We start from the raw sequence: 26,563 nt of genomic DNA, 5'->3' as shown, positions 1-26,563 counted from the left end.
TTTTACCATTATTACTCATTTTTTTGTTTTTAATGGTTCTAATAACGGTACATAGGTATAAAATATAAGTCATTTAGTTAATTTTGCTCTGGTAGTTTAATTTTTGTGAAGTACATCAAACTGTTATTAATAATGAGTATAGCCGCATTTCTGCTTGGTACGATAGCGATTGTAGGTATGTACTTTTATATCAAACCCGATCTTCCAAGTGTTGAAGTGTTAAAAGACGTTCGCTTACAAACACCCATGAAGATTTATACACAAGACGGTAAACTGATTTCTCAGTTTGGTGTCAAGCGTCGCATACCTTTAGAGTTAGACGAAGTCCCGCAATCACTCATTAATGCCGTACTTGCAATAGAGGATAGTCGATTCTACGAACACCCTGGTATAGATCCTATCGGCTTAGGGCGAGCTTTTGTGAATTTAGTCTTGACTGGCGAGCGTGGGCAAGGTGGTAGTACCCTTACAATGCAGCTAGCGAGAGGCTTTTTCTTAACCCGTGATAAAACCTACATTCGAAAAATAAAAGAGATCTTTATTGCATGGCATATGGAAGGTTTGCTTAGCAAAGATGAAATATTGGCGCTGTATTTAAATAAAATTGAATTGGGGCATCGCGCTTTCGGGTTTGGTGCAGCCGCCCAAGTTTATTATGGCAAGGCGGTGAATGAGCTGAGTCTAGCTGAAGTGGCGACCATTGCTGGGCTGCCTAAAGCTCCTTCTACATTGAATCCAATTTCCAGTCCAGAAAGGGCTAAAGCGCGCCGCAGAGTTGTATTGTTAAGAATGCTTGATGAGGAGTATATAACTCGTGAGGAGTTTGATCAGGCTAATAACGAACCTGTGATTTCTAAACGTCATGGCGCGGAAATTCAGTTAGATGCGCCTTACTTAGCCGATCTTATCTACAATGAAATGGTTGAGCTGTATGGCAAAGAAGAAGCTGAAACCGGCGGTTATCAAGTATTTGCTACTGCGCCATCGGATTTACAGTTTGCCGCACAAACCGCAGTGATACGTAATTTGCATGATTATGACGAACGCCATGGATATCGTGGTCCCATACGAGTGTTATGGGGAGAGCAAGAAGAAAATAACCAACAGAATAACAGTGCAGATGAAAATTCTGAACTGATTGAACTGGTTGAACTCGACTCAGCCCCATGGGACGAAACTCAGATGTTAGAGGTTTTGGCTGCGTATCCGAAAATTGGAGTTCTTAATCCGGCAGTGGTCACTAAAGTTGATGAAACCAGTTTTGAAGTTTTTAATGGCCAAGGGGAATATCAAACTATCGAATGGCAAGGTATGCATTGGGCAAGACCTTATATAGATGATAATCGCCAAGGTAAGGATCCTAAAACTGCGAGTGATATTGTTGCCGAAGGTCAATTAATATGGATTAGACAAAACGAAGAAGGTATCTGGAAGTTATCGCAATTGCCTACGGTGAGTGGCGCATTTGTGGCTCTTGACCCTAATAATGGTGCGGTTCAGGCAGTTGTAGGCGGTTATAGTTTTTACCAGAGTCAATTTAATCGCGCGACCCAAGCAAAAAGGCAAGTGGGCTCAAATATTAAACCTTTCATATATTCTGCCGCAATCGAACAAGGTTATACCTTAGCGAGTATCATTAATGATGCCCCCATTAATCAATGGGATGCAAGCACAGGTACTGCATGGCGGCCACAAAACTCACCTGCAGTTTATGATGGACCCATTCGCATGCGTGTTGCTTTAGGAAAATCGAAAAACGTTGTATCTGTTCGTTTGTTACGTGCAATTGGTATCAACGCAGCAGTGGACCATCTTAGTAAATTTGGTTTTGACCGCAGTGAAATCCCTAAAGATGAAACCTTATCTTTGGGCTCAGGCTCGCAAACACCTTTAGAGGTTGCCACTGCCATGTCAGTAATCGCTAACGGTGGCTATTATGTGCGCCCTCATTTCATCCAGCGTATCGAAGATGAATATGGCAAAATTCTATGGCAAGCCAATCCACCACAGGTTTGTGAAGAATGTGAAAGCCTTAATGCCGAGCAAACCCAAGAGGAAAGCTCGTCAGAACTCAATCCAGAAGAGCTGACAGAGCAGCAGATTGAAGCTTTGTTGGCAGCTGAATTAAATGGTTTGTCGGAACCAGAAGCCGGGGCTGAGGAAGAGCCCGAGATAAATATTGCTGAACGAGTGGTGTCGGCCCAAAACACCTTTTTAGTCCGAGAAATGATGCGCACCGCTGTGCGTGGCAATGGCCGTTGGAGCAACGATCCTAAGCGCAATACCTATTGGCTGGGCACAGGTTGGCGAGCTAGAAATATTCTCGGCCGCACTGATTTGGCGGGTAAAACCGGTACTACCAATGACTCTCGTGATACTTGGTTCAGTGGCTTTGCGCCTGGACTCGTTGCTACCTCTTGGGTTGGCTTTGATGATATGAGTCGAATGTTGGGGCGCACTTCCCGAAATCAGAATTTGATCAACGAAAACCCTGAGAAGTTTAATTGGATTGGTAATGCTATGATAGGTGCCGAAGATGGTGCTAAAGCAGCTCAACCAGCGTGGATCCGATTTATGGAAAAAGCCCTGGATGGCGTACCACAACAAACTAAACCTATGCCTGAAGATATTATCACCGTAAGAATTGATCGGGAAACAGGTAAGCTCACAACGCGAACCGATTACACTTCAATGTTTGAATACTTTATCCAGGGAACAGAACCAACAACTTCAGTTCAATCAGATAGTATTGTGGATCCCTTTGAAACGAGTCAACAGGACAGTGTCGAACCTGAAGATATTTTTTAACGCGCTAAAGTGCTATCCACCTATATTAACGATAAATAAAATGAGCTCCAAGATTAGCCGGGTAACTTAATCGCTAATTTTGGAGCCTGTGAGCTACTTTGATGGACGTGAATTTTCGTTAAACATTTAGCACTATATTGACGGGCTCATCTGACCAGACAAATTGATACTGAGTTTACCTCAGTATTGGTTAGACTTACGCTCACTAAACAGTTAACCCATAAAATCCTCTTTAGAAATAAGAGAAAAACGGAAAAAGATAACCTCTAATGAGTAATACATCTAAATACTTGTACATTCCCCACTCAGGCCCATCATTATTAGAAACGCCATTATTAAATAAGGGCAGTGCATTTACTGCAAAGGAGCGTGAAAATTTTAATTTAACCGGTCTATTACCACCACGCTATGAGAGCATTGAAGAACAGGTAGAGCGCGCCTATATGCAATATTCCAGTTTTTCTTCTCCTATTAACAAGCATATTTATCTACGAGCGATACAGGACAATAATGAAACCTTATTTTATCGTTTAGTGCAGTCTCACATCGATGAAATGATGCCAATTATTTATACCCCAACGGTAGGGGATGCTTGTGAACAATTTTCTGATATTTATCGTAGTTCACGTGGCTTATTTATTTCCTATTCTGAGCGGACGCAAATTGACGATATCTTGCGCAACGCAACCAAGCGCAAAGTGAAAGTCATAGTGGTAACCGATGGTGAGCGGATTTTAGGGTTGGGTGACCAAGGTATTGGCGGCATGGGAATACCCATTGGTAAGCTTTCATTATATACCGCTTGCGGTGGAATTAGCCCAGCTTATACCTTACCTGTAATGCTGGATGTGGGTACCAACAATGAAAAATTACTTGATGATCCAATGTACATGGGCGCCCGTCACAAACGGATAACTGGCGAAGAGTATAATGACTTTGTGGATATGTTTATTCAAGCAGCCCATAAACGCTGGCCTGAAGTGTTAATTCAGTTTGAAGATTTTGCACAGCCTAATGCTATGCCATTGTTAGAGCGCTATCGTGAGCAGGTATGTTGTTTCAATGATGATATTCAAGGTACAGCAGCTGTCACTCTTGGTTCTATTTTGGCAGCATGCTTGAGCAAAGGAGTTAAGTTAAAAGATCAAAAAGTGGTGTTTGTGGGGTCAGGATCGGCTGGATGTGGGATCGCAGAGATGATTATCAGCCGTATGTGCCATGAGGGTATCAGCGATGCTCAAGCCAGGCAGCAAGTATTCATGATTGACCGTTTTGGGTTATTAACCGATGGTATGCAAGGGTTGCGAGATTTCCAACAGAAATTAGTTCAAAACCCTGAAGTGATTAAAGGCTGGAAAACCGAAAATGAGTGGGCAAGCTTATTAGATGTGGTGAACCATGCAAAACCAGATATTTTGATTGGGGTATCCGGTCAGGCTGGTTTATTTACCGAAGACGTCATTCGCGGTATGAAAGCGAATTGTGATTTACCCATTATCTTCCCATTAAGCAATCCCTCTCGTCAGGTTGAAGCCAGACCTGAACAAGTTATTGAATGGACTAACGGGCAGGTAATTATTGCTACGGGAAGTCCTTTTGACCCAGTTGAATATAACGGCAGTATATTCCCCATTGCCCAATGTAATAACAGCTATATTTTCCCAGGAATTGGTTTGGGTGTGTTGGCTACTAAAGCTCGATTGGTCAGTGAGGAGATGCTAATGGCCACTAGTGAAGCCTTAGCGCTGGCTTCTCCTTTAGCTAGCGAAGGTGAGGGCTCGTTATTACCGCCTTTAACTGATATTGCAAGTTTAAGTAAAAAAATTGCATTTGCAGTAGGAAAGGTTGCTCAACAACAAGGTTTGGCACTAGAAACCAGCGACGATGCGCTACGAGCAAGTATTGAAGCTAATTTCTGGAAACCTAAATACCGTCAATACAAACGAGTGAGTATCTAAACTCGTTGTAACTTAATATAATGCCAAAAAAAACGGCCAACGATTCGCAAAAATAGTTGGCCGTTTTTTTATTCAGAAATAGCTCGATACTGGTTAGTTCCAGAAGTCTATTTATCAAGGGGCATAACAAATACCTTCGAGTTCCTCTGAAAGTTGTATAACAACTTTTTCGATTCAGGCAGGGCATCAATGCTGGACATCACAAAACCTTGCTCTTGAAACCAATGAGCGGTCACAGTTGTCAGCACAAAAATACTCTCTAATCCTTGTTCTTCAGCGTCTTGCTTTATGGCTTCAAGTAAGCGTTCAGCTCGACTTTTACCGCGATAGTCGCCATGGGTAGCAACACAAGCAAGCTCTCCCGTACCATCTTGGGGGTAAGGGTAAAAAGCAGCACAGGCGATAATCATGCCGTCGCGCTCGATAACAGTAAACTGTTCAATCTCCGCTTCTAAAAGCTCTCGAGAACGTTTAACCAAAATCCCTTTCTCTTCGAGGGGATTGATCAACTGTAGGATCCCTCCCACATCTTCAATTTTCGCTTTGCGAAGTTGCTCGTAATGGCGTTTTGAAACAAGAGAACCAGAACCGTCTCGGGTGAATAACTCTTGCAGTAAAGCCCCATCTTTTTTGAAGCTAACGCAATGGCAGCGGGGAATATCCGCAGCAATGGTTTGATTGATTGCGTCTAAGATGCCTCGTTGATCTTCTCTGGCACCTTCTTCCAGCAAATCAGCCAACTTTGATGAGTCTATGTTGCGGCGCAGTTTTCCGCTTTCATCTAAAATGCCTTGATGCTCAGAAAAAACAATCAACTTGTCGGCGTTTAAGCTTATCGCCGCTTGAGTGGCAACATCTTCGTGAGATAAGTTAAACACTTCTCCTGTGGATGAGTATCCCATAGGTGATAACAAGACGATGGAGCCATCTTGAAGGTGATCGTTTATGCCAACTACATCAATACGTCTCACCACGCCCGTGTGCTCAAAATCAACACCGTCTCTAACGCCCATAGGCATGGCGACAACCAAATTACCAGAGCACACACGAATATGCGCGCCGTGCATTGGCGAGTTTGCCAGCCCCATGGTTAACAGAGCCTCAATTTGCGAACGTACTGAGCCTGCAGCGTCTTTTACCGATTCCAAGGTGTCTTTGTCGGTTAAGCGAACATTATTACTAAAGCGTTTTTCAACACCCCGTAAGGCAATACGTTGGTCGATTTGCGGGCGCGCACCGTGTACCAAAACAAGTTTCACACCCAAACTATTAAGTAAGGCTATGTCATTGATAATATTGGGGAAGTTAATGTCTTCAACGGCCTCGCCACCAAACATTAAAACAAACGTTTTACCCCTATGAGAATTAATATAAGGGGCAGAGTTGCGAAACAACCTAACGCTATCAATGTCTGACATCACCATTATTTCGTTCCTCAGCTCTTTATACTTTTCAGTTCAGCATCAAGGGCTGCAAATACTGGCTGTGCACCTGTGCCACCAAGTATATTGCGCTTATCAACCAAGTACTCTAGCTCTAGTACGGCATACACATCGTCTTCAATTTCAGAACTGAAGTTTTGTAATTCCTCTAGCGTTAAATTTTCAATGGCTTTGTTTTGTTCGATAGCAGCGAGTACGATTTGTCCAGAAATGTCATGTGCAGTTCTAAATGGAATACCTTTGGCAACAAGATAATCGGCCATTTCGGTCGCATTGGCATAACCTTGCTTAGCTGCTTGCGCTGTGCGCTCTGCATCTAATTCAATGGTGTCTACTACTTCGGCAGCTATGCACAAACAAATATGCCATTGATTAACCGCATCAAAGGCACCTTCTTTGTCTTCTTGCATGTCTTTGTTGTACGCAAGCGGAAGGCCTTTCATAGTGACTAATAATGCCTGCAAGCTACCAAATACTCTGCCGCATTTGCCGCGCATTAATTCCAATGCATCAGGATTTTTCTTTTGTGGCATCAATGATGAGCCAGAAGTGACAGCATCACCTAAGGTGATAAACCCAGCTTCACCAGAATTAAAGAAGATAAGATCTTCTGCCATGCGTGATAAATGCATCATGGATGTACTTGCGCAGAATAAAAGCTCTAGAACATAGTCTCGATCAGATACTGCATCTAAACTATTCACACAAGGAGAGGCAAAGCTAAGTTGCTCTGCAATCTCCTGACGATCAATAGCGTACACAGTGCCTGCTAAAGCACCACTGCCTAGTGGACATTGGTTCATTCTTGCCAGCAAATCTTGTAAACGACTAATGTCGCGTTTGAGCATTTCAACATACGCCAAACACCAATGCGGATAACGCACGGGTTGAGCGCGTTGCAAATGGGTATAACCTGGCAAGATAACTTTTCTATTGCGATCGGCTGACAGTACAAGGGCATTTTTAATTGCGATTAGATCATCTTTAAGACTTTCTAAATGCTCTTTACACCAGAGTCTAAAATCCGTCGCCACTTGGTCGTTTCGACTGCGTCCTGTATGCAGTTTTCGGCCTAAGTCACCTAGCTTTTCAATTAACGCTGACTCGATGAAGCTATGAATATCTTCTTCACCACTGGCATCAAAATCCAGTTCATCGGCATCGGCTTTACTCAGCAATTCATTTAATGCAGATTCAAGTTGTTGCTGTTCTTCAGTGGTTAACACGCCAGCTTTCGCTATGGCACGAGACCAAACAATCGAGCCACGAATATCTTGGCTCGCTAATATTCGGTCAAAGGGCAAAGAGTCATTGACCTGTTTGAACATGTTACTGCTGCCCTCTTGGAAGCGGCCTCCCCATAAACCCATGACTAATTTCCTTTTTTAGCGTCTTGCGCTTTTTTATTCAAGGTTGCGATGCGGCTCGACAAGCTAAACAAACGAATGAATCCTTCGGCATGTTTTTGATCATAAACATCGTCTTCACCAAAAGTCGCAAAGTCTTCTGAATACAAGCTATTTGGCGAGCGACGTTGGGTCACAGTGGCACGTCCTTTATATAGCTTGATCACAATGTCACCGGTAACTTGCTGTGCAAACACTTCGGCACCTGCTAACAAAGAATCAGATAGGGCTGTAAACCAACGGCCGTCATACATTACGTGCGAGAATTCTAAGCCTAGGTATTCACGATGTTTTAATGCCGCTTTATCTAAAACCATACACTCTAGCGCTTTGTATGCTGCCATCATTACGGTGCCCCCAGGTGTTTCATAACATCCGCGAGACTTCATTCCCACTAACCGGTTTTCAACAATATCAATGCGGCCAACGCCATGTTTAGCTGCAATGTTGTTTAATTCAACGAGTGCTTGATATGGCGATAAGGCAACTCCGTTTACTGTGGTGAGTTGTCCTTTATCAAAACTCAAGGCAACACTTTCTGGCTTGTCTGGGGCATCTTCTGGATCCACTGTCATGGTCCAAATGCCTTTGGTTGGTTCACACCAAGGATCCTCTAGTTCACCGCCTTCATGGGAGATGTGCCATGCGTTTGCATCACGGCTGTAAATCTTCGTGGCAGAAGCACTGGTTTTAATATCCCGTTCTGCTAGATAATCTAGTAAATCTTCACGTGAAACCATATCCCACTCACGCCATGGAGCAATGACTTGTAAATCAGGTGCTAGTGCAGCAAATGTACTTTCGAAACGCACTTGGTCGTTACCTTTACCCGTACAACCGTGACAAAGCGCATCTGCCCCTACTTTGCGGGCAATTTCTACTTGAGCTTTAGCAATTACTGGACGCGCCATAGACGTACCTAGTAAGTACTCACCTTCGTATACTGCGCCAGTTTTAATCGTTGGATAAATATAATCTGCAACAAACTCTTCTTTCAAATCAACGATATAACATTCGCTGGCACCGGTTTTGATGGCTTTTTCATGGAGGCCTTCTAATTCTTCATCACCTTGACCTACATCGGCAGCAAAGGCCACTACTTCACAATCATAATTTTCTTTCAACCATGGAATAATGGCAGAGGTATCTAAGCCGCCTGAATAGGCAAGTACAACTTTTTTAACGTCGGGTTTTGACATAACTATTTCCTAAATAAACTTGCGCTGATTGGTAATTTGAGCAAATCAGCTTAAATGGATTAATTTATTAACTAAATTTCAAACAATTCTTTTTATGCACGATTAAAGCGTGCCATTTATGCTGTTAAGCCAACAAGGTTACTAGAATTGCATTTTGACCATGCATTCTATTTTCGGCTTGCTGCATTAATAATGATTTATCGCCATCAATTAGCGCACCGCTAATTTCTAAATCACGATGGGCTGGTTGGCAATGCATTACATACTCAGCACCGGTTAACGCCATCATATCTTCATCTACTTTATAAGGGTCAAAAATACGTTTAATATCTTCTAAAGGCGTTTCGTCACCCATTGATAACCACGTATCTGCATACAGGACATTTGCCCCTTTAGCAGCGGAGATGTCATCACTTTGGGTGATTTTCGCTCCGGTTTTTTGGGCAATCTTCTGGCTAATTTCAAATATCCTTTGGTCAACTTCGTAACCTTCAGGCGTTACACTCACAATATTGACCCCAAGTATTGCGCCAACAATTAAAAGTGAATGAGTAACATTATTACCATCACCCACATAGGCTAAGGTCAAATTTTCTAACGACCCGTAGGTTTCTTTTAAGGTTAGAAAGTCAGCTACCGCTTGGCAGGGGTGGTACAGGTCACATAATGCGTTGATGACTGGTACTTTAGCCGCCTGGCTAAATTGTACTAAGGTATCGTGACTATAAACTCTGGCAACAATGGCGTCGGCCCAACAGGCTAAATTTGCTGCCGTGTCTTTGGCGTCCTCTCGTCCAGCTAACTTACCCGCTTGGGAATCAAGATAAACCATGTGACCACCGAGTTTATTGATACCAATATCAAAACTTACTCGGGTGCGCAGAGAAGGTTTCTCAAATAAGGCGGCAATGGATTTACCCGCCAAAACTTGATTGTATTTTTCAGGTGCAGCTTTGATTTCAGACGCAAGGGTTAACAAATTGGTTAATGCCTCTGAGCTCCAATCTTTAAACGTTAGTAGGTCCTGTTTCATTTGTTTTCCTTTAACGATGGGAAAATGGTTGTACCTGCAGAAGCATTGTCTTCAACTTCAGTACCTTGGGTTAATATTTCAAGGTTTTTCCAACTTGCTATAGTCACAGATTGCCCTATTTGGTTCGCTGCATCTAAAGCTGCTTCTACTTTCACTGTCATACCATCGCGAATAACGCCATCTGATATTAAGGTTTCAATATCGCTAGACGTGAGTTTGTTAATAAGTGATTTATTGTGATCCAGCACACCAGCTACATCTGATAATAAAACCAGTTGTGCATTAAGCAGTTTGGCAATGGCGGTCGCTGCTTGATCGGCGTTGATATTTAGTAATTCACCTTGGTCATCCGCTCCGATAGAACTAACAATGGGCAAAAAACCGGCGGCCAACAACGTGGTGAGTAGTGTTTGGTCAACGGGCTCAGCTGAGCCTACATTTCCTAACTCTTCACTAATCTGATGGCAATGCGTAATGTTACCATCCAATAAACTTAATCCTACAGGGTTAAGTCCACTTTTTTTCGCTAAAGCGCACAAATTTTTGTTTGCAGTACCAGCCAATGCGCCTACCACATAATCAATTTGAGATTTAGGGGTGACTCTCAGACCATTTACTTTCTGACTTGTGAGGGATAAACCTTTAAGCAACTTTTCAACACTGCTCCCGCCACCATGGACAAGTACTACAGGTTGCTGTTCTTGAGCTGCAAATAGTGCGCTAAAAAAGTCATTGGAAATACTGGGATCATCTAAAAATGCCCCACCTACTTTGACAACTTTAACTTTCATTGTCCCACCTCTGCAATTAATCCAGTTGAAGATGCATAACCGAAGCTCAAGTTTGCACATTGAATTGCTTGAGAGGCTGCTCCTTTCAATAAATTGTCGATGGCACTACCAATCACTAAATATCCTGACGTTTCATCCAGCTTCCAATGCAGATCACAGTGCGCTGTGTTTACCACATCGTCCAATTTTGGGAAGTGCGCTAACAATCGGACAATGGATTGATTGTTATACGCTCGATGAAATGCTTCAGAAACTTGTGCGGCGCTAGTACCTGCAACAGTTTTCACTGTAACAGTGGCAAGAATACCGCGTTTAAAGTTACCCAAGTGGGGGGTGAAAATTACCTCGGTACCCAGAGATTGGCTAATTTCTGGCTGGTGGCGATGGCCAAGCACACCATATGCCTGCAAGCTCACCTCACAATAGCTATTACCCAGTGCTGCTTTTCTTCCAGCCCCACTGACACCGGATACCGCATTAATAATGGGGCGGTGATCTTTATCTAATAGATTTTGATTAAACAATGGTTTTAATGCCGTTAATGAAGCCGTAGGATAGCAACCAGGCACGGCAACTAAAGATGCATCAGCAATAGCATCTGCATTCCACTCGGCCAAACCATAAACCGCTTGTTCCAGTAAGTCACTATGTTGATGTTCAAAACCGTAAAAGTCTGAAAATACATCCACATCTTTAATTCTAAAGGCCCCAGATAAATCAAATACCTTGGCTTTTCCTGCTACTAGAGTGGGCATCCAATCGTGGCTAGCTTCGTGAGGCGTGGCTAAAAATATTGCATCTACTGAACCAGCCAATTCACTTAATAGCTGATCATTAATTGGTACCACTTTTTTGTCTACTAACCCGGTTAATGATGGGTGAAGCTGACTCAAAGGTTTATTTGCATCTTGACTGTTTTGGGAAACAAACAATCCTGCTAGTTCAAATTTAGGGTGCAACGTCAATATTCTGGCCACTTCTGCTCCAGTATATCCACTCGCTCCGATTACACATGCTTTCAACATAATGATAATTACCGATAATTTTTAAAAATGTTAACTTAGAATAATAAAAAAAGCGCCCCAATCCTTCAAAAACTTCTTCTATATCAAAGGAGAGGAGCGTGCTACGCAACAAAAATTTAGACTCGTCGAATAGACGTAAACGCGTAGCTAGGCAGGGAGTTATTTGTTGTCATGGTGCTCATTTATTCTCTATTCATCAATTTTCAGGCAATATGCACTGTAATTGACCGCTAAGGTTTAATAATCAGTTTAAAACTGGTTCTTTGTAACATGGACGTAGCATGCCATCAATGTTATAAATATGCAATAAAAGTGAATAATTATATTTAAAGGTTTTTATGCCAAATTTAACTTTCTTAGAAGTTTATGAAAAAATCATTTCCATCCCTACAATAAGCGCAATAGACGAAAAACTGGACATCAGCAATCGTCAGTTAATTGATTACTTAGGGAATCTTTTTTCTGGTTTAGGTTTCAGCATTTCTATTCAACAAGTACCAGAAGCACGAAATAAATTTAACTTGCTTGCTAAACTCGGCACGGGCGAGGGCGGCTTATTATTGGCAGGGCACTCGGACACGGTGCCTTTTGATGAAGGGCGATGGAACAGTGACCCCTTTACACTGAAGCAAAAAGACAACCTCTTATATGGTTTAGGTACGTGCGATATGAAAGGTTTTTTTGCGTTTATTTTAGAAGCGTTAAAAGATATCCCCCTGAATAAACTGCAAAAACCCCTATATATTTTGGCGACTGCCGACGAAGAAACCTCTATGGCTGGTGCTAGATTTTTCGCACAGCAACAGTTAATCAAACCGGATATGGCAATTATTGGCGAACCCACCGAGCTCAAACCCATAGGTAAACATAAGGGGCATATGGCGCAAAGCCTAAATATTACCGGAAAAGCGGGTCATTCAAGTGACCCAGATAAAGGGGTCAATGCCATTGAAATTATGCAAATGGCAATACAGCAGCTACTGACACTGCGTGATAAATTAGCGAAAAATTATCGTGATGAAAGTTTTAGTGTTCCCCAGGCAACATTGAATTTAGGTCATATTCATGGCGGTGACGGCGAAAATAGAATTTGTGGTCATTGTAAACTGAATTTTGATGTCCGCTGTGTGCCTGGCCTCAGCGATGAAGAAGCGATTGCCTTAATTGATGAAGCACTGTTGCCCGTAAAGCAAGCTTATCCTGATCGCGTGGACATGCAGTTGATGTATCCGACTGCTCCGGCGTTTTCGTGTAAAAACGAGCACGATATTATCGCTTTGGCGGAACGGTTAACGGACTTTAAGGTAACCAATGCCAATTATGCAACCGAAGCCCCTTTTATTAATCAACTGGGCTGCGATACGCTGGTGTTGGGCCCGGGGAGTATCAATCAAGCCCATCAACCGGATGAATTTATTTCGTTAGAATATGTGGATCCCACCGTCACATTGATAAAGAATATGATAAAACACGTCTGCTTTAGCGAATAGGCAACATAAAACTAGGAAATGTAAACTATGACTAAGTTAGCTAAAAAAACCATTGCTTTAGTTGCGCACGATCACATGAAAGCAGAATTGGTGGATTGGAGCCGTTCTCATATTGAACAATTAAAACAATTCAATTTAGTCGCCACGGGCACGACAGGTGGTTTGATAACTGACAGTTTGAATTTACCGGTTCATCGCTTTAAAAGTGGCCCATTAGGTGGTGATCAGCAAATTGGCGCGTTAATCGCAGAACGTAAATTGGATTGCTTAATCTTTTTTTGGGATCCGTTAAACCCAGCACCACATGATCCGGATGTGAAAGCATTGCTTCGATTATGTTCTGTGTGGAATTTACCGGTGGCCTGTAATCGTTGTACTGCGGATTTAATCATTAGTTCGCCGCTGTTTGACAGCGACGAATATATGAGAAAGGTACCTGATTATTGAGCGGGTTATTCCCACTCAATAATCTGTTACTAGCTGAGGTGATAGTTATGCTTCGTCGTCTTGATGACGTCTTTTCTTATCACCTCTGTCACCACCTTTGCGGTGCTCTCTTTTTTCTTCCATTTTCGCCATTTTTGCCTGTTGTTCTTGATTAAGAATATTCCAGATTTGATGGCGAACACTAGACATTTCTGTGGACATTTCCAATTGCACTGCTTGCAGCTTTTGGCTAACCGCTAACCATGCATCTTGATCGAATGACTCACTTCTAACGATTTCTTGAGCCTGCTGGCGATAACCTTTAGCCGTTTCACGCTGTGTGTCCATCGTCGTTTTTTGGGCTTTAAATAAGGCTTTAATTTCGCTGCTTTGCTCTTCAGTTAAATCCAGTCTCTTAAACATCTTCATTGGCGAGCGGCGCTTATCTCCTTTCGCCTTTTTGCCTTTGCGATTTTTACCCTTTTCGTCCATGGCACTTAACTTTTGTTGTTGCTCGGCGGTGAGGGTATTCCAGATTGCATTGCGTTTAGTCGCTGCACCAAGAGCCAGTTGTGCTTTAATTTCCTGCTCAGTTTCTAAAAGACTGACCACGGCTTCTTGATCCCAATCTGTTGATCGAATTAAACTCTTAAGCTGCTCTTTGATATCTTTCAGATCTTGCTTATATATTTTGCCATCTTCTTTGCTTTGTTTCATGATGGTGCGTACATCAAGCTTTTGTTGATCCGTTAGATCTAATTTTTTGAACACTGCTCGCATAGGAGATTCTGGACGCTCATGAGCTTGAACCGCTATTGAAGAAATGGCTGCTGTGGCCGCCATCGCGATTAGCGCTTTAGATAAAAATAATTTCCTTTTCATGTGTATCACCTTTTGGTTATTAGCTTATCGAAATAACGACTTTAACTTTGTCGTTAACTTGATAAACATTATAGTAACGTCAACGCAAAGATGTGTCTGGGCATTGTAAAGCTTGTGTAAATAATGTTCTTCTTGGCTGTCACTTGAATAGCTGGAAGCTTACAATCCATTCCATAATGTGCCAATGACTGCAAGAATATTGAGGTAACATGCAAACTAAATCACTACTTGTTATTGATGATGATAAAGAATTATGCGACTTGTTGATAGAATATTTGTCGCCCCAAGGTTATGAAATAGATCAAGCCAACGATGGTGAGACAGGCTTACAAAAAGCCATAGGTCCAAAACATTACGATTTAATTTTGTTGGACGTTATGCTGCCTAAAATCGATGGTTTTGAAGTGCTCAAGCGATTAAGGACGAGTCATTTAACCCCGGTACTTATGTTAACTGCCAAAGGCGATGATTTCGACAAGATTTTTGGGTTGGAGTTGGGAGCTGATGATTATTTACCTAAACCATTTAATCATCGAGAATTGTCAGCACGTATTAAGGCCATTGTGCGGCGCATGGACTACCTACCTTCTTCAGGCTCCCAACAGCGCCTGCAAATCGGTAGCGTTATCTTGAATCCGAATACTCAAAGCGTTGAGTGCGCAGGGAATAGCTTGGAGTTTACTGCTACCGAATTTTTAATTTTACAGCTACTGATGATAAATGCTGGGCAAATTGTCAGTAAGAACGATATTAGTGAAAAAGTGTTGGGCAGAAAGTTAATGGCTTTTGACCGCAGCATTGATATGCATGTGAGTAACATTAGACGCAAGTTAATGCAGTACATTGAAGAAGAAAAGATTAAGACGGTCAGAGGGACTGGTTATTTATTTGTGGTAGAACAATGAGGTTTTTACGCAAACTAAATCCTATTAATAGCCTTTTTGGAAAAACATTTTTATGGTTTTGGTTGGCCGCAATTATGTTGGGTGTTGTAGGTGCTTGGTTGGCCAAACAGACCCACTCCGATTATTCCATTAGACCGCTGAATGACAATAATATTCATCGTATTGAAAAATTAGTTACACGCATCGAACTTGGTGCCGCACGATTTCCTAATGCTGATTTAATTAGGTTGTTGAATCGCACGGGACAAAGAAACAAAGACGCGTTGTTATTAGTGGCGCAACAAAGTAAAAGCTTTGTTTACGGTTTTCCAAAGGAGATGATGCCCTTAAAAGAGCCGTTTTTGGAACTGATGAATGAGTCACAACCTTATATGATCCGCACCACTTCGGGAAATTTTTACGGCCCATTTAAGGTCAGAATAAACGAACTAAATTATGTATTGTTCGCGGGTAAGCCTCGTCCGCCTAATCTTATTAGGCAATTGATTCGAACCAATCCTGTAGCACTAACCCTTAGTGTGCTTTTTGTAAGTGGTAGTCTCTGCGCGTTGTTTGTATGGTCGCTACTGAGGCCTATTCGTCAGTTACAGAAAAGTGCAAGGCAAGTGGCAAATGGTGATTTAACTCAGCATTTAGCATTTGCATCTAAAAGAGGGGATGAAATAGGCGAGTTGGGCAAAGACTTTAATTCTATGACTAAGCGCCTTTCCCAATTAATTGGTAGTCAAAAGAGGCTGGTGGCCGATATATCACATGAATTGAGATCGCCATTGGCCAGATTGCAACTCGCCATTGGCATTGCCCAAAATCAACAAGAACCACTTCCAGAGTCCATTGAAAAACAGCTTTTGAGAATTGAAAAAGAAGCCCAGCAAATAGACTCAATGATTGGTCAAGTGCTACGTCTGTCTAGGCTAGAAGCCGATGTGGCGGTTGAAGATAGACAATTGGTTAGTTTGGAAAATTGTTTAACCGAGCTTTTTAATGATGCTGCCTTTGAGGCGCAAAATAGTGGCAAGCAGTTAATTTTAGGTGACATCCCTGAACTCACCTTGAATTGCTACCCAAACCTGTTGAAAAGTGCCGTGGGTAACGTGATTAGCAATGGTATAAAATATTCTTCTACTAAAGTTGAAGTGTCAGTTTCCAATCTCACTACTACACTGCAAGTGACAGTAAAAGATGATGGGCAAGGAGTGCCAGACTCGGATTTGGAAGATATGTTTAAACCGTTTTATCGACTGTCTGCATCTCGAAATAGAGATACTGGTGGAATAGGATTAGGGTTAGCTATTGTTAAACAAGCTGTAAAAGTGCACGGCGGCCAAGTTATTGCTGTTAATTCTCCTGAAGGTGGATTGATGGTTACTATCACAATTCCTATTAAAGAATAATAAAAGACATATAAGGCAAGATTGAGAGTGAATTATACTCCAAGGTTATTACTTGGAATAATGCGGTATCTAGCATCTTGGTGAGTGATTGAATTGTTAGCACAAAACATGGGTGAAGATTTTCAAGTCGCAGAATTTGAATCTTTGATAGAAAAGCGGAACGCACAATTTATTGAACCGTTTTGGCAAAAGCAGGTAACCAGCGATAACATTTTTGGCAAGCAACAAGTACGAATTGCTTATGCCTATGTTATTAACCCAGAACCAGTTGGCAGTATCGCTATTTCTTCGGGCCGAATAGAAAGCTTACTAAAATATAAAGAACTGGTGTTCAACCTCTATCATGCTGGGTTTAGCGTGTTTATTCATGACCATCGTGGTCAAGGGTTGTCAGGACGAATGTTAGAAGATCCTGAAAAGGGGTATGTGGATGACTTTGCTGATTATGTTGCCGATTTTAAACTTTTTTATGATCAGGTAATCGCTCCTAAGACTAAACAAAAACCAATTTTGCTCAGTCATTCTATGGGGGCTGCAATTGCGAGTTTGTACCTTTTGACCCACCCAGATGACTTCGCAAAATGCATTATGTCAGCACCTATGTTTGGTGTTCGACCCGCCTTACCTAAGTGGTTTAGTTGTTTGCTAATCGAAGGCTATTTGGCCCTCAATCGGTTTTTTGGCAAATCACCTTGGTATTTTATTGGTCAAACTAAATATAAGCCTAAGGCATTTGAGGTGAACGAATTAACGCATTGCCGGCAAAGATACAAAATTTTTCGAGATATTTACGAAGCTAATCCCCAATGCAAGCTAGGTGGGGTAACTACCACTTGGCTCAAACAAGCCGATAAAGCGATGACATATATCCAAAAAAATGCAGCTAAAATTACCACTCCTATTCTATTAATACAGGCTGGCCAAGATAGCGTCGTAAATAATACTAAACAGACTCAAGTAGCGTGGAAAATGTTGAACTGTAAAGTGCTGCATATAGAAAATGCTAAACATGAAATATTTTTGGAAAGTGAAGAGATTCGTGATCAGTCCCTGCGTGCCATTTTAAGGTTTCTTGCATAGACACATGTGTCACTCTACCCTATAAAATAATTAAGTTGCGGGTTCGTGAACAGATATTATTTGTTACACTTGCAACATTCTTTTTCCGACCTTAGATAACCTATGCTCAGTATTGTTCTTTATCAACCTGAAATCCCACCCAACACAGGGAATATTATTCGTTTATGTGCTAACACTGGTTATGATCTGCATTTGATAGAACCTTTGGGGTTTGATTGGGATGATAAAAAAGTGCGTCGAGCTGGATTAGATTATCATGAATTCGCTCAGGTCAAACGTCATCAGGATCTTGAAACCTATATACAGACAGAAAGCCCTAAAAGAGTATTCGCTTGCACAACAAAAGGGACGAAAAACTTTGCAGAAGCTGAATTTAAAAAAGGCGATGCTTTGTTGTTTGGCCCAGAGACCCGAGGTTTACCCGATGAGGTGATACAGGGCTTGCCTGCTGAACAACGTCTACGAATCCCGATGTTAGCTAAAAGTCGAAGTATGAATCTATCGAACGCTGTTTCGGTATTTGTGTATGAATCTTGGCGGCAATTAGGCTTTGAAGGGGCGGTTTGAGTAGAGGTTAGAGCCTCCTAACCTTCTACTGTTGGTTCTCGACCGAGCAAAGTAAGGGCAGCATGTTTAGCTGGTTTACCTTGATACAGTACTTGATAAATTTGCTCAGTAATTGGCATTTCCACCGCTAATTTATCTGCTAAGATTTTGACTTCTTCTGCGTTTCGATAACCTTCTACAACTTGACCGATACTATCTATCGCATCTTGTACCGATTTCCCCGTGCCTAAGGCCAATCCGAAACGTCTATTTCGCGATTGATCATCGGTGCAGGTGAGTACAAGGTCGCCTAATCCTGCCATGCCCATAAAGGTTTCAGGTTTGGCTCCCATTTTCAGCCCTAACCGTGTTAGTTCTGCTAGTCCACGAGTTATGAGTGCGGTTCGTGCATTTGCGCCAAACCCTAGGCCATCAGATAAACCTGCGCCAATAGCGATAACATTTTTAACTGCGCCACCTAATTGCACACCAATAAAATCGGGGTTTTTGTATACCCTAAAGCTTTTTGAACAATGGAGTTTTGCACTAAATTCTTCAGCCAATACTTCATCTGTAGAGGACAATGAAATCGCTGTGGGTAACCCTGCCACCATTTCTTTGGCGAATGTTGGCCCTGAGAGCACGGCCAATGGAATCTCATTGCCTAGTACCTCTTCGGCTACTTCTTGAAGGAGACGACCGGTTTTGGGTTCTAATCCTTTTGTTGCCCAAACCAAACGATGTTGCTCTGTCAAAAAAGGTTTGATTGCCTTGAGTGTTTGCGCAAACGCATGGCTAGGAACTACAACTAAAATATCCTGGCTTTTGGCGATAGCCGAGTCAAGTTTTAGGGCGATCTCTAAGGCATCAGGAAATATCGCATCGGGCAAATACCGTTGGTTGCATCTAGATTGTTGCATTTCTTGCATTTGCGCTGTGTCACGACCCCATAAATAGGTTTTTATACTATTTCGAGCAAGACAAAAAGCAAGAGCGGTGCCGTACGACCCCGCTCCTAATACTGTTACGCTTTGCTTATTTAGCATGGTCATTGATGATTAAGCATCAAGTTTTTGAGCTTGACCTTGCTGTTCTTGGGCACGCTTTTGCATATAGGCTGCAAAAATGGCATCAAAATTAACCGGAGCAAGGTTCAATGGAGGGAAAGTACCTCTATTAACCAAATTAGAAATGGTTTCTCTTGCATAAGGGAACAAGGTGTTCGGGCAGAATGAACCTAACGTATGGGCTTTATTTGCTTCAGGCATTTCGCCAACCATGAAAATACCTGCTTGCTGTACTTCACAAAGGAAAGCCGTTTCTTCTCCTAAAGTGGCAGTAACCGTAACGGATAAAACAACTTCATAAAGATTTGCTTCTAATTCAACTGTTTTAGTATCTAAATCCAGTTTAATTTCAGGTTTCCACTCTTTCTTAAAGATAGCTGGAGAATTTGGTGTTTCAAAAGAAATGTCTTTAGTGAAAACACGTTGAATTGCAAATTGTGCATTTTGTTGTGGGGCTTGCTCACCGGCTTGGTTAGCTTGAATATCATCTGCCATGTTAAGTTTTCCTTAGTTTACTGCGTTACACGCTAAGTAGATTGTCTAGTTTATTTTGTGACTCAAGTGCATACATGTCGTCACAACCACCTATATGCTGGTCATTGATAAAAATTTGTGGAACGGTATAACCGCCGTTCGCGCGGGTAATCATAGTGTCACGAAGATCTGGATTTTGATCAATTCGATACTCATCGAATGCAACGCCTTTTTCTTCCAATAATGCCTTTGCTCGATGGCAGTAAGGGCAATAACCTTTGGTATATAGTTCAACTTTGCTCATTGTTCGCCTTAAATCAGTTTATTTCGCAACTGGCAGATTGGCGCTTTGCCAAGAATTCATTCCACCTTTGAGCACAGAGGTTTGACTAAAGCCAGCTTTCAACATTGCTGATGCTGTCTTCTTAGCGGTCATACCCATGGCACATACTACAATAATGGGTTTGTCTTTATATTTTTCAAGGGCACTGAAGTCAGCCTTGTTAAGTTGCTCTGATTTAAGTTGTTTGGCCCCTAAAATATGACCTTTATTGAACTCGGCAGCAGGGCGAGTATCTAACACTATAGCATCCTGTCGATTCATTAGAATCGTTGCTTCGTGGGTGCTAAGTTCTTTGACTGGAGAAATGACTCCTGCCACATAGCTATAAATAATTAACACTACTAGTGCTACCCACCCAGCAGACAAAAAAGGATGGTTCCCAACAAACTCAATAATTTGATCCATTACTACTTCGGCCCCTTGGCGTAGAAAAAAGAGTGCAAAGTATATAGAAAATCTTTACAGAAACCAGTCCCTGCTTAGTGGAATCTGCAATTCAGCTATAACTTAACTCATAAATACACTTTAAGTGATGATGTTCACAGGATAAACTGTTGCTAATCTATCGCTAACAGTATTTTCAAAATCCATGAAAACGCGATAGATAACGTCATTCTTACTATTTATTTTGTCAAAAATTACACAGGAGCAACTTATGCCCAACGCGAAAAAGACGCTAGCACTGCTTATATTGGATGGATGGGGACATCGCGAAGATACCGATAAAAACGCCATTGCTAACGCCAATACGCCGGTTTTAGATAAGTTGGTGCAGGAGTATCCCAACACATTTATTTCTGGATCTGGCCTAGACGTTGGTTTGCCCCCTGGGCAGATGGGAAACTCCGAAGTCGGGCACGTTAACTTAGGTGCGGGCCGCGTGGTATATCAAGAGTTTACCCGTATTAGTAAAGCCATTGAAGACAATGAATTTGAAAATAATTCGGTTTTGGCTTCTTCGGTTGAGAATGCGGTAAAAAATGACAAAGCGGTACATGTGATGGGGCTACTGTCGCCAGGTGGTGTGCATAGTCATGAAGATCATTTGTTTGCGATGGTGAAAATGGCCGTACACAAAGGCGCGCAAAAAGTGTATTTGCATTGTTTTCTTGATGGCCGTGATACGGCACCGAAAAGTGCAAAAGAATCTTTAGAAAAAGCAGATGAATTATTTAAAACGTTAGGCGTTGGCAAAACTGCAAGCTTAATTGGTCGTTATTACGCCATGGACAGAGATGAGCGTTGGGAACGGGTTCAAGGGGCCTATGATTTAATTTCTCAGGGAAAAAGCGAATACCAGTACGCTTCAGCAATTGAAGCACTTGAAGCGTCCTATGAGCGCGATGAAAAAGATGAATTTGTTAAACCCACAAGTATTGGTGAGCCAGTTAAAGTGGAAGACGGCGATTCTCTTATCTTTATGAATTTTAGGGCAGATAGAGCAAGGGAAATTACCCGTGCATTCGTTGACCCAGAATTTAACGGTTTCGAGCGAGAATATCGTCCGAAAGATTTAAATTTCGTCATGTTAACTCAGTATGCAGATTCCATTGATGCGCCAGCTGCTTATCCGCCAGAACCATTAGTGAATGTGATGGGGGAATGGTTAGCTGACCATCATAAAACGCAGTTGCGTATATCTGAAACCGAAAAATACGCTCATGTTACCTTCTTTTACAGTGGTGGTCGCGAAGCTGAGTATGAGGGTGAAGACCGTATTTTGATTCCTTCGCCGAAAGTGGCAACGTACGATTTGCAGCCAGAAATGAATTCAAAGCTACTAACAGACAAGTTAGTTGAAGCCATTGAATCTGGCAAATACGATGCAATTATTTGCAATTACCCTAACGGTGATATGGTTGGCCACACGGGGGTTTATGAGGCTGCTATAAAAGCGGTTGAAGCCGTTGATGCCTGTATCGGTCGCGTGACAGAAGCCCTTAAAAAGGTAGGAGGCGAGTGTTTGATCACCGCTGACCATGGAAACGCTGAACAAATGGTTAATGCCAAAACTGGCCAGGCCCATACCGCTCATACTAGTGAGTTAGTACCTTTTATTTATGTTGGGCGAGATGCGGATGTTCGCACTGGCGGTACCTTGAGTGATGTTGCACCTACCATGTTGCATTTAATGGGAATGGAGCAGCCTAAAGAAATGACAGGTAAACCTATCATGACTCTTAAAAATTGATGATTCATTTAATAATGTGCTCAATTTAAGATGATCCTGTTACGGTGTTTACGCCAACCATTGTGGGCAGCAATGGTTGGTGTTTCTTTGGTTGTCGCAGTTTGCGTGCCTGTTGCTGCCCAGCAATCTGAAAAGTTAAAAGATATTCAGGCACAAATAAAGCAGAAACAGCAACAAATCGAAAAGCAACTTGCCGAAGCAAAACAATTACAACAACAGTTAAAAGCTGCCGAGTTAAATATTGCTCAAACAGTTAAAAGTATCGAGGCTACTCGCGAGTCGATAGACAGCACCCAGCATCAGCGCAAAGAGTTGGCCGCTCAACAAACGTCATTAAAAACTCAAGTGAAGCAACAGCAACACGCCTTAGCAAATCAATTGAAAAGTATGTACATGGTTGGCGAAAATGATTTCGCTAAGATGTTATTTAATCTCGAAGATGCAGCAAAAATGGAGCGATCCTTGAGTTATTATCGATATCTCACTGACGCTAGAAAAAAGCAAATCGATGATTTTCGTAATTTAGTTATTGAATTGCGTGAAATATCACAGCAACTATTAAACAAACAACATCAACTAGAAGAATTAGAAAAAGAACAAACTCAACAACAAACTCAACTTGAGCAACAGCAAGACTTGCGGCAAATTACGTTAGCTAAAATTGAAAAGAAAATTGATTCTGAAGCGGCAAAAATAGAACAATTGCAAATTAACGAGCAAGCGTTGTTGAAAGCCATTGAAGAAGCTGAGCGAAATGCCAAACAAGGTCCCATTGAGTTAACTGGGTTAGCCAGCCTTAAAGGTAAGTTGAACTTGCCCACTCAAGGTAAAATGCGAAATATGTTCGGTCGAATTAGACAGGGGCAAATACGTTGGAAAGGCGTTCTATTTAATGGCAATACTGGTGCACCCGTCAGAGCAGTTCACGCGGGGAGAGTATTGTATGCTGATTGGCTCAGAGGTTTTGGCTTAGTGACAGTGCTAAACCATGGGGATGGTTACATGAGCTTGTATGGCCACAATCAAGCGTTATTGAAAAAAGTGGGTGACACTGTACAAAGTGGAGAGACGATTGCGTTGGTCGGTCAAAGCGGTGGTCAAAGTAGCCCTAACTTATACTTTGAGATCCGTCATAAGGGTACCCCCATTAACCCAAGTCAGTGGCTTAAAAAATAACCGCCTTGACAACAAAAATTAAGAATTAGAATAATTGTGCATTATATTCCTAAATCCCTGAGCAAATTGATTACATTAATGCTGTTAAGTCTGGCCATTTCGCCCCTATTTGCAGCGGAAATAGCCCTGATTATCGATGACATGGGGAATACTAAACGCGATGAAGCGGCATTTCTTTTACCCAAAGAAGTGGCATTTTCAATACTGCCGCTCACTCACCTATCTGAAGAGTATTCCCATAAAGCGGCAGTGCAAAAAAGAGATGTGATGCTACATATTCCGATGGAGTCCTTGGCTGGAAAACCCTTAGGGCCAGGCGCACTCATTGCCAATATGTCAGCTGAATCGATTCGCCTTACTCTTATACAGGCACTGGCCACCGTCCCTGATGCAATTGGCGTCAATAACCATATGGGCAGTAAGCTTACTCAATTAAGTTTACCGATGAATGTCACCATGGAATTTTTAGCTCAGCAGCATTTGTTTTTTGTAGACAGTAGAACAACGCGATACAGTAAAGCGCTTAAAATAGCCCAGCAAAATGGCGTGTTGAGTGCGCGACGAAATGTGTTTTTAGATAACGATAATCACCCTGCAGAAATTGATGTTCAGTTTAAGCGATTAATTCAACTATCCCAAAAAGACGGATATGCTGTTGGCATAGCGCATCCGTATCCACAAACCATCGCTTATTTGCAAAAAAATCTACCAACATTGGTGAAACTAGACGTGCAACTTGTTGCCATCAGCGACCTTTTGCATACCCAGCAGTTGGCAGTAAATCACCATTTAGATATTAAACCTGATCGAGTTTTATCTGAACTTGAATAAACTTTTAGCAGAAAAAAGGAATCATTATGGCTGCTTCTAATCTACTTGCTTTAATTGATGACATTGCCACTATTCTTGATGATGTTGCAGTGCTTTCTAAAGTGGCAGCGAAGAAAACCGCTGGTGTTCTAGGAGATGATCTTGCGTTAAATGCCGAGCAAGTTTCTGGAGTAAAAGCTGAACGAGAGTTACCTGTGGTTTGGGCGGTGGCAAAAGGGTCATTTCTCAACAAACTTATTTTAGTGCCTGCTGCGTTAGCTATTAGTGCTTTTTTACCCGTGCTCATAACCGTGCTAATGGTTATCGGTGGTTTATATTTAAGTTTTGAAGGATTTGAAAAGGTATTCCATAAGTTCTTTCACTCGAAAGAAGAGTTAGACGCTGAACATGCTGAAAAGATAAAAGCTTTAGCAGATCCTAACGTCGATCTCGTTGCTTTAGAAAAGGATAAAATTAAAGGCGCAATTCGCACCGACTTTATTCTTTCTGCGGAGATAATTGTGATTGTTTTGGGTACCGTTAAAGATGAAATATTCATGACACAATTTGCTGTTGTGTCTGGGTTAGCACTGCTTATTACGGTGGGTGTTTATGGCCTAGTGGCAGGTATTGTAAAACTGGATGACTTAGGTTTGTATTTGCTCAGAAAGTCGTTGAGCGGTCGTTTCGATGGTATTCAACGCACCCTGGGAAGATGGCTATTGATGTTTGCCCCTATGCTAATGAAAACACTGGCCATTGTAGGCACCGCCGCGATGTTTCTAGTGGGGGGAGGGATTTTAGTTCATAGTATTCCGACTATCCATCATGTTGTTCACGACATTGTAGCCTGGCTTGAAACTTTGTTAGGGAGTATTAGCCAAAGCGTCGCTCCAATTTTACTTGAAGGGTTAACCGGAGTCATGGCCGGCGCTGTGGTAATGCTGATTGTAACCTTAGTGACTAAAATTAAAAAGTCATCCTAAATAGACGTGAAAAGCGACGCAATAAATCGTAAAACGGATTGTTAACTTTCTTATCATTTATGTTGATTGAGACTATATTGATTATTAGTGTATCTACGAAAATGAATGCTCCCATGATAAAAATAAGGTGATCTAGTATGGAATTAGGACAATTTTCGGTTAGCTTAACAGTCAAAGATATCGCCAAATCACAGGCTTTTTACGAAATGCTCGGTTTTAAAACACATGAAGAATGTGGCAGCATCGAAGACAAATGGTTAATTTTGCAAAAAGACACAACTGTTATAGGGTTATTCGAAGGAATGTTCGAAGACAATATTCTGACTTTTAACCCAACAGATGCGCGCGCAATAGAAGCCCATATACGTAAAAGTGGCTATCAAATTGATTCTGAAACTCAAGGTAATTCTGGGCCAGCGCACTGTATTGTCAAAGACCCAGATGGCAATGTCATCATGTTCGATCAGCACCAATGAGTGCTTGTCAGTTAACTTGCTGGAAGTGTGGAAACCGTCTAGACGATGTTATATTTCCCATGTCTCGACGAGAAGAATGTGCCAACTGCGGAGCAGATCAACACGTGTGTAAAATGTGTAAAGATTACGATGTTCGAAGCGGTTGTAATGAACCTAGGGCGGAACAGGTAAGTGATACTGAAAAGGCTAATTTTTGCGATTATTTTTCGCCATCTGGAAACGTCTTTACAGCCACTCATGACGACAAAGCACAGCAAGCTAAAGCACAATTGGCAGCTCTGTTTGGTGACGAGCCAGCAGTAGACAACGTCCCCAAATCAGCGGCCAATAATGAAGATAAAGCATTAACGCCAGCGCAAATTGCCGAACAAAAATTACGTGATATGTTAGGCGAATAGTGCATTTTCAATCCTAAATCCCAAACCTGTAGTCGGCGGCTTTAGCCCCGAGAGAGGCAAATCCCAAACCTGTAGTCGGTGGCTTTAGCCCCGAGAGAGGGTAACAATAACCAAAACCCCATGGCCTAAAGACCATGCTACAGGTCTAGAATGAATATCCAATATCGAGGCAAATCCAATAACCTGTAGTCGGTGGCTTTAGCCCCGAGAGAGGGTAACAATAACCAAAACCCCATGGCCTAAAGACCATGCTACAG

Annotated in this window: 25 protein-coding genes; 14 read left to right on the top strand and 11 right to left on the bottom strand. The window is 42.0% G+C overall.

The window, feature by feature from the left end; translation table 11 throughout:
- Positions 1 to 105: 105 nt before the first annotated feature.
- Positions 106 to 2,808 carry a penicillin-binding protein 1A gene (locus Q4574_RS02065; RefSeq protein ID WP_303470891.1) on the top strand — a complete coding sequence of 901 codons (2,703 nt, stop codon included), beginning with the start codon at positions 106 to 108 and terminating at the stop codon, positions 2,806 to 2,808.
- 269 nt (positions 2,809 to 3,077) lie between these two features.
- Positions 3,078 to 4,766 (top strand): NAD-dependent malic enzyme, encoded by a 1,689-nt coding sequence (locus tag Q4574_RS02060; protein WP_303470889.1) that lies wholly within the window; start codon positions 3,078 to 3,080, stop codon positions 4,764 to 4,766.
- Positions 4,767 to 4,873: 107 nt separating this feature from the next.
- On the opposite strand, the gene argA is transcribed toward Q4574_RS02060, so the two are convergent.
- The 6 genes from argA to argC all read right to left on the bottom strand — a co-directional run bounded on the left by argA (position 4,874) and on the right by argC (position 11,662).
- Positions 4,874 to 6,190, bottom strand: a complete 1,317-nt coding sequence (gene argA / locus Q4574_RS02055) for an amino-acid N-acetyltransferase (RefSeq protein ID WP_303470887.1) — start codon at positions 6,188 to 6,190, stop codon at positions 4,874 to 4,876.
- An 11-nt stretch (positions 6,191 to 6,201) separates the two neighbouring features.
- Positions 6,202 to 7,578, bottom strand: coding sequence for an argininosuccinate lyase (gene argH / locus Q4574_RS02050; protein WP_303470886.1), 1,377 nt, complete (start codon positions 7,576 to 7,578; stop codon positions 6,202 to 6,204).
- Positions 7,579 to 7,580: 2 nt separating this feature from the next.
- Positions 7,581 to 8,813, bottom strand: a complete 1,233-nt coding sequence (locus tag Q4574_RS02045; protein ID WP_303470884.1) for an argininosuccinate synthase — start codon at positions 8,811 to 8,813, stop codon at positions 7,581 to 7,583.
- A 124-nt stretch (positions 8,814 to 8,937) separates the two neighbouring features.
- Positions 8,938 to 9,846, bottom strand: a complete 909-nt coding sequence (locus Q4574_RS02040) for an ornithine carbamoyltransferase (protein ID WP_303470882.1) — start codon at positions 9,844 to 9,846, stop codon at positions 8,938 to 8,940.
- A complete protein-coding gene (gene argB / locus Q4574_RS02035) occupies positions 9,843 to 10,637 on the bottom strand; it encodes an acetylglutamate kinase (RefSeq protein ID WP_303470880.1) in 795 nt (264 codons plus the stop codon). The genes Q4574_RS02040 and argB overlap by 4 nt, the downstream gene beginning before the upstream one ends.
- Positions 10,634 to 11,662, bottom strand: coding sequence for an N-acetyl-gamma-glutamyl-phosphate reductase (gene argC, locus Q4574_RS02030; protein WP_303470879.1), 1,029 nt, complete (start codon positions 11,660 to 11,662; stop codon positions 10,634 to 10,636). The genes argB and argC overlap by 4 nt, the downstream gene beginning before the upstream one ends.
- Positions 11,663 to 12,000: 338 nt before the next feature.
- Between argC and argE the strand changes: the two genes are divergently transcribed.
- Both argE and Q4574_RS02020 read left to right on the top strand, forming a co-directional pair.
- Positions 12,001 to 13,152 carry an acetylornithine deacetylase gene (gene argE / locus Q4574_RS02025; protein ID WP_303470877.1) on the top strand — a complete coding sequence of 384 codons (1,152 nt, stop codon included), beginning with the start codon at positions 12,001 to 12,003 and terminating at the stop codon, positions 13,150 to 13,152.
- Positions 13,153 to 13,179: 27 nt separating this feature from the next.
- The gene (locus Q4574_RS02020) at positions 13,180 to 13,599 is read left to right on the top strand and encodes a methylglyoxal synthase (RefSeq protein ID WP_303470876.1); all 420 of its coding nucleotides are present in this window, start codon (positions 13,180 to 13,182) and stop codon (positions 13,597 to 13,599) included.
- A gap of 45 nt (positions 13,600 to 13,644) precedes the next feature.
- Here Q4574_RS02020 and Q4574_RS02015 read toward each other — a convergent pair whose 3' ends face one another.
- On the bottom strand, positions 13,645 to 14,460 hold the full coding sequence (locus Q4574_RS02015) for a Spy/CpxP family protein refolding chaperone (protein ID WP_303470874.1): 816 nt from the start codon (positions 14,458 to 14,460) through the stop codon (positions 13,645 to 13,647).
- 209 nt (positions 14,461 to 14,669) lie between these two features.
- On the opposite strand from Q4574_RS02015, the gene Q4574_RS02010 reads away from it, so the two are divergent.
- From Q4574_RS02010 to trmL, 4 genes are all read left to right on the top strand, one after another.
- The gene (locus Q4574_RS02010) at positions 14,670 to 15,365 is read left to right on the top strand and encodes a response regulator transcription factor (protein ID WP_303470872.1); all 696 of its coding nucleotides are present in this window, start codon (positions 14,670 to 14,672) and stop codon (positions 15,363 to 15,365) included.
- Positions 15,362 to 16,759, top strand: a complete 1,398-nt coding sequence (locus Q4574_RS02005) for an ATP-binding protein (RefSeq protein WP_303470870.1) — start codon at positions 15,362 to 15,364, stop codon at positions 16,757 to 16,759. The genes Q4574_RS02010 and Q4574_RS02005 overlap by 4 nt, the downstream gene beginning before the upstream one ends.
- Positions 16,760 to 16,843: 84 nt before the next feature.
- Positions 16,844 to 17,839, top strand: a complete 996-nt coding sequence (locus Q4574_RS02000) for an alpha/beta fold hydrolase (protein WP_303470868.1) — start codon at positions 16,844 to 16,846, stop codon at positions 17,837 to 17,839.
- Positions 17,840 to 17,941: 102 nt separating this feature from the next.
- Positions 17,942 to 18,406 (top strand): tRNA (uridine(34)/cytosine(34)/5-carboxymethylaminomethyluridine(34)-2'-O)-methyltransferase TrmL, encoded by a 465-nt coding sequence (gene trmL / locus Q4574_RS01995; protein ID WP_303470866.1) that lies wholly within the window; start codon positions 17,942 to 17,944, stop codon positions 18,404 to 18,406.
- A 17-nt stretch (positions 18,407 to 18,423) separates the two neighbouring features.
- Here the strand turns inward: trmL and gpsA are convergent, their stop codons facing one another.
- The 4 genes from gpsA to Q4574_RS01975 are packed head-to-tail and all read right to left on the bottom strand — an operon-like array spanning position 18,424 to position 20,674.
- The gene (gene gpsA, locus Q4574_RS01990; protein ID WP_303470864.1) at positions 18,424 to 19,437 is read right to left on the bottom strand and encodes an NAD(P)H-dependent glycerol-3-phosphate dehydrogenase; all 1,014 of its coding nucleotides are present in this window, start codon (positions 19,435 to 19,437) and stop codon (positions 18,424 to 18,426) included.
- A 6-nt stretch (positions 19,438 to 19,443) separates the two neighbouring features.
- Positions 19,444 to 19,947, bottom strand: coding sequence for a protein-export chaperone SecB (gene secB / locus Q4574_RS01985; RefSeq protein ID WP_303470862.1), 504 nt, complete (start codon positions 19,945 to 19,947; stop codon positions 19,444 to 19,446).
- Positions 19,948 to 19,972: 25 nt separating this feature from the next.
- Complete coding sequence (grxC, locus tag Q4574_RS01980; RefSeq protein WP_303470860.1) at positions 19,973 to 20,230, bottom strand: glutaredoxin 3; 258 nt, start codon at positions 20,228 to 20,230, stop codon at positions 19,973 to 19,975.
- An 18-nt stretch (positions 20,231 to 20,248) separates the two neighbouring features.
- Positions 20,249 to 20,674: a rhodanese-like domain-containing protein gene (locus Q4574_RS01975; protein WP_303470858.1), complete on the bottom strand. Its 426-nt coding sequence runs from the start codon at positions 20,672 to 20,674 to the stop codon at positions 20,249 to 20,251.
- Positions 20,675 to 20,924: 250 nt separating this feature from the next.
- Between Q4574_RS01975 and gpmI the strand changes: the two genes are divergently transcribed.
- The 6 genes from gpmI to Q4574_RS01945 all read left to right on the top strand — a co-directional run bounded on the left by gpmI (position 20,925) and on the right by Q4574_RS01945 (position 26,306).
- Complete coding sequence (gene gpmI / locus Q4574_RS01970; RefSeq protein WP_303470856.1) at positions 20,925 to 22,460, top strand: 2,3-bisphosphoglycerate-independent phosphoglycerate mutase; 1,536 nt, start codon at positions 20,925 to 20,927, stop codon at positions 22,458 to 22,460.
- A 30-nt stretch (positions 22,461 to 22,490) separates the two neighbouring features.
- Entirely contained in the window at positions 22,491 to 23,636 is a 1,146-nt protein-coding gene (locus tag Q4574_RS01965) for a murein hydrolase activator EnvC (RefSeq protein WP_368411628.1), read from the top strand.
- 78 nt (positions 23,637 to 23,714) lie between these two features.
- Positions 23,715 to 24,467 (top strand): divergent polysaccharide deacetylase family protein, encoded by a 753-nt coding sequence (locus tag Q4574_RS01960; RefSeq protein WP_303470855.1) that lies wholly within the window; start codon positions 23,715 to 23,717, stop codon positions 24,465 to 24,467.
- Between the two features lie 26 nt (positions 24,468 to 24,493).
- Complete coding sequence (locus tag Q4574_RS01955) at positions 24,494 to 25,432, top strand: DUF808 domain-containing protein (protein WP_303470853.1); 939 nt, start codon at positions 24,494 to 24,496, stop codon at positions 25,430 to 25,432.
- Positions 25,433 to 25,569: 137 nt separating this feature from the next.
- On the top strand, positions 25,570 to 25,908 hold the full coding sequence (locus Q4574_RS01950) for a VOC family protein (RefSeq protein ID WP_303470852.1): 339 nt from the start codon (positions 25,570 to 25,572) through the stop codon (positions 25,906 to 25,908).
- Positions 25,905 to 26,306 (top strand): hypothetical protein, encoded by a 402-nt coding sequence (locus Q4574_RS01945; RefSeq protein WP_303470850.1) that lies wholly within the window; start codon positions 25,905 to 25,907, stop codon positions 26,304 to 26,306. Before Q4574_RS01950 ends, Q4574_RS01945 begins: the two co-directional genes overlap by 4 nt.
- Positions 26,307 to 26,563: the final 257 nt, after the last annotated feature.

Source organism: Aliiglaciecola sp. 3_MG-2023, assembly GCF_030548205.1.
Lineage (GTDB): Bacteria > Pseudomonadota > Gammaproteobacteria > Enterobacterales > Alteromonadaceae > Aliiglaciecola.
Note: the sequence above shows the minus strand (reverse complement) of the source record. Positions and strands in the feature narration are given on the sequence as shown.

Excerpts from the sequence above, each read along its gene's own strand:
- Q4574_RS02060 (WP_303470889.1), top strand. The coding sequence starts at position 3,078 with ATGAGTAATACATCTAAATACTTGTACATTCCCCACTCAGGCCCATCA.
- argA (WP_303470887.1), bottom strand. The coding sequence starts at position 6,190 with ATGGTGATGTCAGACATTGATAGCGTTAGGTTGTTTCGCAACTCTGCC.
- argH (WP_303470886.1), bottom strand. The coding sequence starts at position 7,578 with ATGGGTTTATGGGGAGGCCGCTTCCAAGAGGGCAGCAGTAACATGTTC.
- Q4574_RS02045 (WP_303470884.1), bottom strand. The coding sequence starts at position 8,813 with ATGTCAAAACCCGACGTTAAAAAAGTTGTACTTGCCTATTCAGGCGGC.
- Q4574_RS02040 (WP_303470882.1), bottom strand. The coding sequence starts at position 9,846 with ATGAAACAGGACCTACTAACGTTTAAAGATTGGAGCTCAGAGGCATTA.
- argB (WP_303470880.1), bottom strand. The coding sequence starts at position 10,637 with ATGAAAGTTAAAGTTGTCAAAGTAGGTGGGGCATTTTTAGATGATCCC.
- argC (WP_303470879.1), bottom strand. The coding sequence starts at position 11,662 with ATGTTGAAAGCATGTGTAATCGGAGCGAGTGGATATACTGGAGCAGAA.
- argE (WP_303470877.1), top strand. The coding sequence starts at position 12,001 with ATGCCAAATTTAACTTTCTTAGAAGTTTATGAAAAAATCATTTCCATC.
- Q4574_RS02020 (WP_303470876.1), top strand. The coding sequence starts at position 13,180 with ATGACTAAGTTAGCTAAAAAAACCATTGCTTTAGTTGCGCACGATCAC.
- Q4574_RS02015 (WP_303470874.1), bottom strand. The coding sequence starts at position 14,460 with ATGAAAAGGAAATTATTTTTATCTAAAGCGCTAATCGCGATGGCGGCC.
- Q4574_RS02010 (WP_303470872.1), top strand. The coding sequence starts at position 14,670 with ATGCAAACTAAATCACTACTTGTTATTGATGATGATAAAGAATTATGC.
- Q4574_RS02005 (WP_303470870.1), top strand. The coding sequence starts at position 15,362 with ATGAGGTTTTTACGCAAACTAAATCCTATTAATAGCCTTTTTGGAAAA.
- trmL (WP_303470866.1), top strand. The coding sequence starts at position 17,942 with ATGCTCAGTATTGTTCTTTATCAACCTGAAATCCCACCCAACACAGGG.
- gpsA (WP_303470864.1), bottom strand. The coding sequence starts at position 19,437 with ATGACCATGCTAAATAAGCAAAGCGTAACAGTATTAGGAGCGGGGTCG.
- secB (WP_303470862.1), bottom strand. The coding sequence starts at position 19,947 with ATGGCAGATGATATTCAAGCTAACCAAGCCGGTGAGCAAGCCCCACAA.
- grxC (WP_303470860.1), bottom strand. The coding sequence starts at position 20,230 with ATGAGCAAAGTTGAACTATATACCAAAGGTTATTGCCCTTACTGCCAT.
- Q4574_RS01975 (WP_303470858.1), bottom strand. The coding sequence starts at position 20,674 with ATGGATCAAATTATTGAGTTTGTTGGGAACCATCCTTTTTTGTCTGCT.
- gpmI (WP_303470856.1), top strand. The coding sequence starts at position 20,925 with ATGCCCAACGCGAAAAAGACGCTAGCACTGCTTATATTGGATGGATGG.
- Q4574_RS01965 (WP_368411628.1), top strand. The coding sequence starts at position 22,491 with ATGATCCTGTTACGGTGTTTACGCCAACCATTGTGGGCAGCAATGGTT.
- Q4574_RS01960 (WP_303470855.1), top strand. The coding sequence starts at position 23,715 with ATGCTGTTAAGTCTGGCCATTTCGCCCCTATTTGCAGCGGAAATAGCC.
- Q4574_RS01955 (WP_303470853.1), top strand. The coding sequence starts at position 24,494 with ATGGCTGCTTCTAATCTACTTGCTTTAATTGATGACATTGCCACTATT.
- Q4574_RS01950 (WP_303470852.1), top strand. The coding sequence starts at position 25,570 with ATGGAATTAGGACAATTTTCGGTTAGCTTAACAGTCAAAGATATCGCC.
- Q4574_RS01945 (WP_303470850.1), top strand. The coding sequence starts at position 25,905 with ATGAGTGCTTGTCAGTTAACTTGCTGGAAGTGTGGAAACCGTCTAGAC.